The sequence below is a fragment of the Streptomyces sp. NPDC048507 genome (assembly GCF_043199995.1).
Classification (GTDB): domain Bacteria; phylum Actinomycetota; class Actinomycetes; order Streptomycetales; family Streptomycetaceae; genus Streptomyces.
In genome coordinates, this window is the sequence record NZ_JBICWZ010000005.1 from 385,085 (window position 1) to 397,057 (window position 11,973).

An 11,973-nucleotide genomic window follows, 5' to 3' on the forward strand; every position below is an offset into this window, starting at 1 on the left:
GCGCGGGGCGCCGGGGAACGGTGTTCTGGGGTGGCTGAGGGGACGCGGCTAGGGGCGGAGCGTCCGTAACTTCCCCCCGAAGGGCGAGGTTTGCCAATCTCTCAGGCGGGTTCACAGGTGACGAACGAAGCGCAGCTGGTTGATTACCTCAAGAAGATGGCGGCCGACCTCCGGCAGGCCCATCGACGCATCAAGAAACTTGAGGCCGGTGACGCCGAGCCCATAGCCATTGTCGGAATGGCCTGCAGGCTGCCCGGCGATATCGGGTCGCCCGACGAGCTGTGGGATTTCGTGCGTCGGGGCGGGGACGCGATCGGTGCCATGCCGCAGGACCGCGGCTGGGACCTCGACGCCCTCTACCACCCGGACCCCGACCACCCGGGCACCTCGTACACGACCGAGGGCGGGTTCCTCTCCGGGGCAGCCGACTTCGACGCCGGGTTCTTCGGCATCGCGCCGCGCGAGGCCCTGGCGATGGACCCGCAGCAGCGGCTGCTGCTGGAGACGGCGTGGGAGGCGCTGGAGAACGCGGGCGTGGACCCGCGGTCCCTGGCCGGCTCGCGCACCGGCGTCTTCACCGGTCTCATGTACCACGACTACGCCTCGGGTCCGGGCACGCTGCCCGACGAGGTCGAGGGCTACCTGAGCACGGGCATGGCCGCCAGTGTGGCGTCGGGCCGGATCTCGTACTTCCTCGGGCTGGAGGGACCGGCCGTCACCCTCGACACCGCGTGCTCGTCCTCGCTGGTGGCACTGCACCTGGCCGTTCAGGCACTGCGTGACGGAGAGTGCGAGATGGCGCTCGCGGGCGGGGCCACCGTCATGTCCACGCCCGCCACCTTCGTGGAGAACTCCCGGCAGCGCGGTCTGTCGCCCAGCGGCCGGTGCAAGTCCTTCGCGGCCGCGGCCGACGGCGTCGGCTGGGGCGAGGGTGCCGCGCTGCTCGTGGTCGAGAGGCTCTCGGACGCCCGGCGCAAGGGGCACGACGTGCTCGCGGTCGTCCGCGGCAGCGCGGTCAACCAGGACGGCGCCTCCAACGGTCTCACCTCGCCCAACGGGCCGTCGCAGCAGCGCGTGATCCAGCAGGCGCTGGCCTCGGCGCGGCTCGGCAGTGCCGACGTCGACGTGGTGGAGGCGCACGGCACCGGCACCACGCTCGGCGACCCGATCGAGGCCCAGGCCCTGCTGGCCACCTACGGCCAGGACCGCCCCGCCGACCGGCCCCTGTGGCTGGGCTCCGTCAAGTCGAACCTCGGTCACACCCAGGCCGCCGCGGGCGCGGCGGGCATCATCAAGATGGTCATGGCGATGCGGCACGAGGAGCTGCCCCGCACCCTGCACGTGGACGGCCCGTCGCCCGAGGTCGACTGGTCCGCGGGCGCGGTGCGGCTGCTGACCGGGAACCGGCCCTGGCCGCGGACCGGCCGCCCCCGGCGGGCCGGCGTGTCCTCGTTCGGGATCAGCGGTACGAACGTGCACGTCATCGTGGAGGAGCCGGCGCCGGCCGATCTCGCCGCCGCCGGGGCCGACGCCGGACCGGACGCGGCGCAGGCGGCACGGGCGCCCGGCTCCCCGGCGCCCGCCGCGCTCCCGGCGACTGCGGTACTGCTGTCGGCCGCCGCTCCCGCGGCGCTGCCCGCTCAGGCCGCCCGGCTGCGCGCCCACCTGCTCGACCACCCGGACACCCCGCTCGGCGACCTGGCGTGCGCACTCGCGACGAAGCGCACCGCCTTCGAGCACCGCGCCGTACTGGTCGCCGGGGACCGCGGGGAACTGCTGCGCGAGCTGGCGGCACTGGCCGACGGCACCCCCTCGGCAGGTGCCGTGCGGGCGGTCGCGGGCGAGGTGCGCGGCGCGTTCCTCTTCACCGGGCAGGGCGCTCAGCGTCCCGGCATGGGACGGGAGCTGTACGAGACGTTCCCGGTCTACGCCCGCGCGTTGGAGGCGGTCTGCGCCGAACTGGACCCGCATCTGGACCGCCCGCTGCTCGCGGTGCTGACGGCCGGTCCGGACACCGAGGACGCCCGGCTGCTCGACCAGACGTCGTACACCCAGGCGGCGACCTTCGCGCTCGGGGTGGCGTTGTTCCGGCTGCTGGAGGCGTGGGGCGTACGGCCCCGGCTGCTCTCCGGGCATTCGGTCGGCGAGCTGACCGCCGCGCACGTCTCGGGCATGCTGCCGCTGGCGGACGCCTGTGCGCTGGTGGCCGCACGCGGCCGGCTGATGCAGGAGCTGCCGGAGGGCGGGGCGATGGTCTCCGTGGCGGCGACCGAGGACGAGGTGCTGCCGCTGCTCGCCGGGCACGAGGCCTCGGCGGGCATCGCCGCGGTCAACGGACCGGAGTCGGTCGTGGTGTCCGGCGCCGAGGACGTGGTCACCGGGATCGCGGCGCACTTCGCCGCGCTCGGCCGCAGGACCCGGCGCCTGCCGGTGAGCCACGCGTTCCATTCGCCCCTGATGGAACCGGTCGTCGAGGAGCTGCGCCGGGTGGCGCGGGGCCTGGCCTTCGGGCCCGCGGCCATCCCCGTCGTCTCCAGCGTGACCGGTACCGTCCTCGCCGCCGAGGACTGGGCCGATCCGGGCTACTGGGCCCGGCAGGTGCGCGCACCGGTCCGGTTCCGGGACGTCGTGGGCGCCCTGGCCGACGACGGCGTGAGCGTCTTCCTGGAGCTCGGCGCCGACGGCGCCCTCACCTCCATGGTGAACGAGACCCTGGCGGCCCGGGGCGGCGAGGACTGCGTCGTCGCGCCCGCCCTGCGCCGGGAGCGGCCCGAGGTCAGGACGCTCACCACCCTGCTGGCCCGCGCTCACTGCGCCGGGCTGCCGGTGGACTGGCCGGCGTTCTTCGCCGGACGGGACGTGCGTGGCACGGGCCTGCCGACGTACGCGTTCCAGCACGCGCGGTACTGGGTGCAGACCCTGCCCCTTGCCGGGGACGTGACCGCGGCGGGCCTGGCCCCGGCCGGTCATCCCCTGCTCGGTGCCACGGTGGTGCCGGCGACGGGGGGCGGCCTGCTGTTCACCGGCCGGCTCTCCACGGACACCCACCCCTGGCTGGCGGGGCATGCGCTCGGTGACGCGGTGGTGCTTCCGGGTACCGCCGTCGCCGAACTGGCCCTGTGGGCGGGCGCCCGCATCGGGCTGGAGTCCGTCGCGGACCTGACGCTGGAGCTCCCCCTCGTCCTGCCGTCGAGCGGCGGCGTACGCGTACAGGTCGCGCTGGGGACTCCGGACGCTTCCGGGGACCGCGAGTTCAGCGTGCACGCGCAGGCGGAGGGGTCGGCGGAGGACGTCTGGGTCCGGCACGCCGGCGGCCGTCTGAGCGCCGCCCGCGCGGAGCCCGGGGACGATCTGGCGGCATGGCCGCCCGCCGGTGCCGAGGAACTGGACGTCGACGGCTTCTACGAGGACTTCGCCGAGGCCGGGTTCCACTACGGCCCGGCCTTCCGGGGGCTCGGCACGGTGTGGCGGCGGGGCGACCAGGTCTACGCCGAGGTGCGGCTGCCCGAGGAGATCGCCGGGGACGCCGATGCCTTCGGCCTGCACCCCGCGCTCGCGGACGCCGCTCTGCACGCGGCCGCTTTCGTTCCGGGCGAGTTCGGCCGGGAGCAGCGGGGCCGGCTGCCCTTCGAGTGGCGCGGGGTGACGCTCCACGCGGCCGGGGCGTCGTTCCTGCGCGTACGGCTGACGCCGACCGGGCCCGAGACGCTGGCGCTGCTCTTCGCCGATGCGGACGGGCGGCCCGTGGCGACGGTGGACCGCCTGGTGGTGCGGGCCGCCGGGCGGGTCGCCGAGCCGGGCGGCACGGCGGACGCCGTGTTCGTTCCGTCCTGGGCCTCCGTGGGCGCGGGCGGGCCGGCCGGCCGATGGGCCGTGCTCGGACCGGGCCGGCTCGCGGGGCTGTCCGGTGCCGAGGCGCACGGCGATCTGGCGGCGCTCGGCGCCGCGGTGGACGCGGGCGCCCCGGTGCCCGACTTCGTCGTCGTCGAGGCGGCGGGCCCGGCGGACGGGTCCGACGGCCCCGACGGGTCCGACGGGTCCGACCCGCAGGCTGCGCACGACAGCGCCCGGCGGGCCCTGGAGGTGGTGCGGTCCTGGCTGGGCGACGAACGCTTCGCGGCCTCAAGGCTGGTGGCCGTCACCACCCGTGCGATGGCGGTGGCGCCGGGAGAGGCTCCGGATCCGGCGCAGGCGGCCGCCTGGGGTCTGCTGGGTTCGGCGGTGACGGAGCATCCGGGCCGGATCGTGCTGGCCGACCTCGACGGCACGCCCGAATCGCTCGACGCGCTGCGGTCCGCGGTCGCGGCGGACGAGCCGCGGATCGCCCTGCGGGGCGGGGCGGTCACCGCGCCGCGGCTGGCCAGGGCCCGGGCGGCCCACGCGACGGCACGGGGGATCGACCGGGACGGGACCGCGCTGATCACCGGCGGCACCGGCACCCTCGGCGCACTCCTCGCCCACCACCTCATCACCACACACGGAGTCACCCGACTCCTCCTCACCAGCCGCCAAGGACCCCACGCCCCCGGCGCCACCGAACTCCACGAACGCCTCACCCAAACCGGCGCCCACGTCACCATCACCGCCTGCGACATCACCGACCCCCACCAACTCACCCAACTCCTCAACACCATCCCCACCACACACCCCCTCACCACCGTCATCCACACCGCAGGCACCCTCGACGACGCCACCACCACCACCCTCACCGACCACCAGCTCCACCACGTCCTCCAACCCAAAATCAACGGAGCCGCCAACCTCCACCACCACACCCTCCACCACCCCGTCACCACCTTCGTCCTCTACTCCTCCGCCGCCGGACAACTCGGCACCGCAGGACAAGCCAACTACGCCGCCGCCAACACCTACCTCGACGCCCTCGCCCACCACCGCCGCGCCCACGGACACCCCGCAACCTCCCTCGCCTGGGGATTCTGGGCCCAACGCAGCGGCATGACCGGCCACCTCGGCGACGAAGAAGCGGTGATGCGCCGCCTGTCCGGCGCCGGAGTGCTGCCCATCTCCGAGGAGCAGGGCCTGGCACTGTTCGACGCGGCGGTCGCGCTGGACGAGCCGGTCTGCGTGCCGATGCCCCTGGACCTCGCGGCACTGCGGACCCAGGCCGGTGCGGGCACCCTGCCGCCGCTGCTGCGAGGCCTGGTGCGCGCACCGGTCCGCCGCGCGGCGGCCGCCCCGGGGACCGCCGGGAGCCCGGCCTTCGCGGCCGAGCTGGCGGCGCTGGCACCGGCCGAGCAGGCGCGCAGGCTGCTGGACCTCGTGCGGACGCACGCGGCGGCCGCTCTGGGCTACGCGACCTCCGAGGGGCTGGACGCGAAGCGGACGTTCCGCGAGCTGGGCTTCGACTCGCTGGCGGCGATCGAGCTGCGCAACGGCGTGGGCGGCGCGACCGGCCTGCGGCTGCCCGCCACGCTGGTCTTCGACCACCCCACGCCCTCCGCCGTGGTGGACTTCCTGCTCGGCGAGCTGACGGGCGGGGCGCGCCCCCGGCCCGCCGCGCGGTCGGCCGTACCCGCCACCGGGCCGGACGAGCCGATCGCGATCGTGGGCATGGCCTGCCGGTATCCCGGTGGGGTGTCCTCGCCCGAGGAACTGTGGGAGCTGGTGCTCTCCGGCCGGGACGCGATCGGCGCCATGCCCGAGGACCGCGGCTGGGACGTGGAGCGGCTGTACGACCCCGAGCTGGCCCGCCCGGGCACCTCGTACGTGCGCCAGGGCGGGTTCCTCTACGACGCGGCCGACTTCGACCCGGAGTTCTTCGGCATCTCGCCGCGCGAGGCCCTGGCCATGGACCCCCAGCAGCGGCTGCTGCTGGAAACCGCCTGGGAAGCGCTGGAGCGCGCGGGCATCGATCCGCACGCCGTGCGCGGCAGCCGGACCGGTGTGTTCACCGGCATGATGTACCACGACTACGCCAGCGACCGGGCCGAACTGCCCGAGGAGGCGGAGGGGTTCATAGGGACCGGTTCGGCCGGCTCCGTCGCCTCGGGGCGGATCGCCTTCACCCTGGGGCTGGAAGGGCCCGCCCTCACCATCGACACCGCCTGCTCCTCCTCCCTCGTGGCCCTGCACCTGGCCGCGCAGGCGCTGCGCAGCGGTGAGTGCGACCTGGCGCTGGCCGGCGGCGTGACGGTGATGTCGACCCCGGCCGTGTTCGTGGAGCTGTCGCGGCAGGGCGGCCTGTCCCCCGACGGGCGGTGCCGTTCCTTCTCCGACGGCGCCGACGGCACCGGCTGGGGCGAGGGCGCCGGCCTCCTGCTGGTCGAGCGGCTCTCCGACGCCCGCCGCAACGGGCATCCCGTACTGGCCGTCGTGCGGGGCACCGCCGTCAACCAGGACGGTGCGTCCAACGGTCTGACCGCGCCGAACGGGCCCGCCCAGCAGCGCGTGATCGAAGAGGCCCTGGCCAACGCGGGCCTCGGCCCGGGCGACGTCGACGTCGTCGAGGCGCACGGCACCGGCACCACCCTCGGTGACCCCATCGAGGCGCAGGCCCTGCTGGCCACCTACGGCCGGGACCGCCCGGCGGACGAGCCGCTGTGGCTGGGCTCGGTCAAGTCCAACATGGGGCACACCCAGGCCGCGGCGGGCGCGGCGGGCATCATCAAGATGGTCATGGCGATGCGGCACGGCGTCATGCCGAAGACCCTGCACGTGGACCGGCCCAGTGCGCAGATCGACTGGACCTCCGGCGGGGTGGAGCTGCTGACCGAGGCGCGGGAGTGGCCGCGGGACGGCGCTCCGCGCCGGGCCGGGGTGTCCTCCTTCGGGATCAGCGGCACCAACGCGCACGTCATCATCGAGCAGCCGCCGGCCCCCGAGCCGGTGCCGGCCGCGCCCGCGGCCCCCGGCATGGTTCCGTGGGTGATCTCCGGGCACGACCGGGCGGCACTGTACGCGCAGGCCGAGCAGCTGGTGGCGCACCTGGAGGCGCATCCGGAGCTGTCGGCGGCGGACGTGGGCCTGACGCTGACCGGCCGGGCGGCGCTCCCCCACCGTGCGGTGGTCCTGGGCCCCGACCGGGAGGCGCTGCTGGCCGGTGCGGCCGGGCTGGCCGGCCGGGTCGGCGATCCGGACGCGGCGCTGCCGCCGGGCGTGGCCGAGGGTTCGGTACTCGGTGACGACCGCGTGGTGTTCGTCTTCCCCGGACAGGGTGCGCAGTGGGCGGGGATGGCGGCCGGGCTGCTGGACTCCTCGCCCGTCTTCCGGGCCCGCGTGCGGGAGTGCGAGGAGGCGCTCGGCCCGTACGTCGACTGGTCGCTGCTCGCCGTGCTGCGGCAGGAGCCGGGCGCTGCGCCCTGGGACCGGGTCGACGTCGTACAGCCCGCGCTGTGGGCCGTGATGGTCTCGCTGGCGGAGGTGTGGCGTTCCCTCGGTGTGGAGCCCGCTGCCGTGATCGGCCACTCCCAGGGGGAGATCGCCGCCGCGTGCGTCTGCGGGGCACTGGACCTCGGCGACGGGGCGCGGATCGTGGCCCTGCGGGCCAGGGCGATCGGCTCCGCACTGGCCGGACGGGGCGGCATGGTGTCGGTCGCGCTGCCCTCCGCGGCGGCCCGGGACCTGATCGCGGACCGGCCGGGCGCCCTTTCGGTGGCGTCGGTCAACGGACCGGTCAGCACGGTGGTCGCCGGTGAACCCGGCGCGCTCGACGAGCTGCTCGCCCGCTGCGCCGAGGACGGCGTCCGGGCCCGCCGCATCCCGGTGGACTACGCCTCGCACACGGCTCAGGTGGAGGAGATCGAAGCCGACCTCGCCGCCGAGCTGAAGGGCATCGCGCCGCGCTCGTCGTCCGTTCCGTTCTTCTCCACCCTCACCGGAGACGTGCTGGACACCGCGGAGCTGGACGCCGGGTACTGGTACCGGAACCTGCGCCACACCGTGGAGTTCGAGGCGGCGACCCGGGCGGCGCTGGCGCGGGGCTACGGCGTGTTCGCGGAGATCAGCCCGCACCCGGTGCTGGTGCCGTCCGTCCAGGACAGCATCGACGCCGCCGGCGCCGCCGCGGCGGCCGTGGGCTCGCTGCGCCGCGACGACGGCGGTCTGCGCCGCATGCTCACCTCGGTGGCCGAGGCCGGCGTGCTGGGCGTCGACGTCGACTGGGCGCCGGTGTTCGCCGGCGCCGCCCGGCAGGTGGAGCTGCCGACGTACGCCTTCCGGCGGCGGCGGTTCTGGCTGGAGGGGCGGCGCGGGGCCGGAGACCTGACGGCGACCGGTCTGGAGCCGGCGGACCATCCGCTGCTGGGCGCGGCCGTGGTCATGGCGGGCGGTGAGGGCGTCGTCCTCACCGGCCTGCTGTCCGGCCGTACGCACCCGTGGCTCCTCGACCACGCCGTGTCCGGCACGGTGCTGCTGCCCGGCACGGCCTTCGTGGACCTGGCGGTCCGGGCCGGCGACCACCTGGGCCACCCGTACCTGGAGGAACTCACCCTGCAGGCCCCGCTCCTGCTGGGCACCGGCCCCGACGAGGACGTCACGGTGCAGGTCCGCGCGACTCCGGACGCGGAGGCGGACGGCTGCACGGTCACCGTGCACTCCCGTACCGGCGCCGGGGACTGGACCCTGCACGCGACCGGAAGCCTGGGCCGGGAGGCGCCCGAGGAGCCCGCGCCGGAGGCGGCCTGGCCGCCGGCCGGGGCGGAGGCCGTCGCGCTCGACGGCGTCTACGACGAACTCGCGGAGGGCGGCTACCACTACGGCCCGGCGTTCCGGGGCCTGGAAGCGGTGTGGCGCCGGGACGGCGAGCTGTTCGCCGAGATCCGGCTGCCCGGGACGGAGCGGGAGGAGGCCGGCCGGTACGGCGTCCACCCGGCACTGCTGGACGCCGCGCTGCACGCCATGGCGGTGGCCGGCGACCAGGAGGCCGGCGTGAAGCTGCCGTTCGCCTGGACCGGTGTGCACCTGTACGCGACCGGGGCCACCGCGGCCCGGGTGCGGCTCACGCCGTCCGGTGACCGGCTCTCGCTGCTGCTCAGCGACGACACGGGCAGGCCCGTCGTCGTGGTGCGCTCGCTCGTGACCCGGCCGGCCGCCATCGGTCAGCCGTCGGGCGGGGCGCTGGAGGAGGCGCTGCTCCACCTCGACTGGACGGCGTCGCCCTCCGGGGCGCGGGGCGGCGCCGCGGTCCCGTACGCGCTGCTCGGCGAGGACCCGTTCGGGCTGGCGGACGGTGCGGAACGGGTCCTGCCGGACCTGGCCGCGCTCGCCGCGGAGGGTGCTGTGCCCGCCACCGTGGTCACCTGCCTGGCTCCCGAGGGGTCCGGCGATCCGGTGGCCGCGGCCCACGCTGCCGCGCAGGAGACCCTGGAGCGGCTCCGCGGCTGGCTGGCGGACGACCGGTTCGCCACGTCCCGCCTGGTGTTCGTGACGTCGGGGGCGGTCGCCGCGGGCGACGCCGAGGACGTCACCGATCTGCCGCACGCGACGAGCTGGGGTCTGGTGACCTCGGCGCAGACCGAGAACCCGGACCGTTTCGCCCTCGTCGACCTGGACGGCCGGGCGGAGTCCCGGGACGCGTTCGCGGCCGCGCTGCAGGCGGCGGAGCCCCGCTCGGCCGTCCGCGGCGGCACGGTCACGGTGCCGCGGCTGGCGCGGGCGCGCTCGCACCCGGCGCTGCTGCCGCCGCCGGGAGGGGCGCCGTGGCGCCTGGAGAGCACCGGCAGCGGCACCATCGAGAACCTGGTGCTGGTCCCCTGCCCCGAGGTGCTCGACCCGCTCGGTCCCGGACAGGTCCGCATCGCGGTGCACGCGGTCGGCATGAACTTCCGGGACGTCGTGGTCGCGCTCGGCGTGGTCACCACCCAGAAGGGCATCGGCGGCGATGTCGCCGGTGTCGTGCTGGAGACCGGCTCCGAAGTGACCGGCCTCGCCGTCGGCGACCGGGTGCTGGGCCTGTGCTCGGACTCGTTCGGGCCGGTCGCCGTGTGCGACCACCGGTTCCTGACCCCGATGCCCGACGGATGGTCCTACGAGCGGGCCGCCACGATCCCGATCACGCATCTCACCGCCTACTACGGTCTGGTGGACCTGGCGGGCGTGCGGCAGGGCGAGTCGGTACTGGTGCACGCGGCGGCCGGCGGTGTCGGCATCGCCGCGGTGCAGCTGGCCCGGTACCTGGGTGCGGAGGTGTACGGCACGGCGAGCCCCGGCAAGTGGCAGACCCTGCGCGATCACGGCCTGGACGGGCCGCACATCGCCAACTCCCGGACCCTGGACTTCGAGCAGGGGTTCATGGAGACCAGCGGCGGCTGCGGGGTGGACGTGGTCCTGGACTGCCTGGCGGGTGAGTTCGTGGACGCGGGCCTGCGGCTGCTGCCGCGCGGGGGCCGCTTCCTGGAGATGGGCAAGACCGACAAGCGGGATCCCGGGGAGGTCGCCGCGGCCTACCCGGGCGTCGCCTACCAGGCGTACGACCTGATGGAGGCGGGAGCGGACCGCATCCAGGAGATGCTGGTCGCGGTGATGGACCTGTACCGGGCCGGTGCGCTGGTGCCCCCGCCCATCACCACGTACGACGTGCGCCGGGCCCGTGACGCGATGCGCGACCTGAGCCAGGCGAAGCTGGTGGGCAAGGCCGTCCTGACGGTCCCGCAGGGGATCGACCGGGACGGGACCGCGCTGATCACCGGCGGCACCGGCACCCTCGGCGCACTCCTCGCCCACCACCTCATCACCACACACGGAGTCACCCGACTCCTCCTCACCAGCCGCCAAGGACCCCACGCCCCCGGCGCCACCGAACTCCACGAACGCCTCACCCAAACCGGCGCCCACGTCACCATCACCGCCTGCGACATCACCGACCCCCACCAACTCACCCAACTCCTCAACACCATCCCCACCACACACCCCCTCACCACCGTCATCCACACCGCAGGCACCCTCGACGACGCCACCACCACCACCCTCACCGACCACCAGCTCCACCACGTCCTCCAACCCAAAATCAACGGAGCCGCCAACCTCCACCACCACACCCTCCACCACCCCGTCACCACCTTCGTCCTCTACTCCTCCGCCGCCGGACAACTCGGCACCGCAGGACAAGCCAACTACGCCGCCGCCAACACCTACCTCGACGCCCTCGCCCACCACCGCCGCGCCCACGGACACCCCGCAACCTCCCTCGCCTGGGGATTCTGGGCCCAACGCAGCGGCATGACCGGCCACCTCGGCGACGAGGAAGTGGAGCGCATGTCCCGGGCGGGCATGCGTCCGCTGGAGGACGCGGAGGGGCTCGCCCTCTTCGACGCCGCCCTCGGGGCCGACGTACCGCTGCAGGTGATCACCCGGCTGACCCCTGCGGCACTGAAGGGGGATCCGGAGCGGGTGCCCCACCTGTTCCGCGGACTGGTGCGGAGCACGTCCCGCCGGGTGGTGCGGGCGGGCAACGACGGCGCGGAGCTGTCGACCCGGCTGGCCGCGCTGCCGGCCGCCGAACGCCACCGCCGGCTGCTGGACCTCGTCCGCGCGAACGCGGCGACCGTTCTGGGACACGCCTCGGCGGAAGCCGTCGCCCCGGACCGGTCGTTCAACGAGGTCGGCTTCGACTCGCTGACCGCCGTGGAGTTCCGCAACCGGCTCGGCACGGCCACCGGTCTGCGGCTGCCGGCCACGCTCGTCTTCGAGCACCCGACGCCCGACGCGCTGGCCGGCCACCTGCTCGCCGAGCTCGCCCCCACGGGGATCTCCGACGTCGAGGCGGCACTGTCCGACGTGGACGCGCTGGAAGCCGCCCTCTGCGCGATAGCGGCGGACGACGGCGACCTCGACCGGGTCACGCGAAGGCTGCGCGGGCTGCTGTCCAAGTGGAGCGCCGGGGACGCCGAGCCCGCCGCGGCCCACGGCCTCGACGATCTCGACGCCGCCTCCACCGACGACCTCTTCGACGCGATCGACCAGGGCTTCGGGCTCTGACCCGTCCCTGGCCGACCGGGAACACACCACCAAGGAGCA

1 protein-coding gene is annotated in these 11,973 nt (G+C 75.1%); it reads left to right on the forward strand.

The annotated features are described in order from the left end of the window. Positions 1-117: 117 nt before the first annotated feature. Positions 118-11,934 carry an SDR family NAD(P)-dependent oxidoreductase gene (locus tag ACGFXC_RS17705; protein ID WP_393713697.1) on the forward strand — a complete coding sequence of 3,939 codons (11,817 nt, stop codon included), beginning with the start codon at positions 118-120 and terminating at the stop codon, positions 11,932-11,934. Positions 11,935-11,973: the final 39 nt, after the last annotated feature.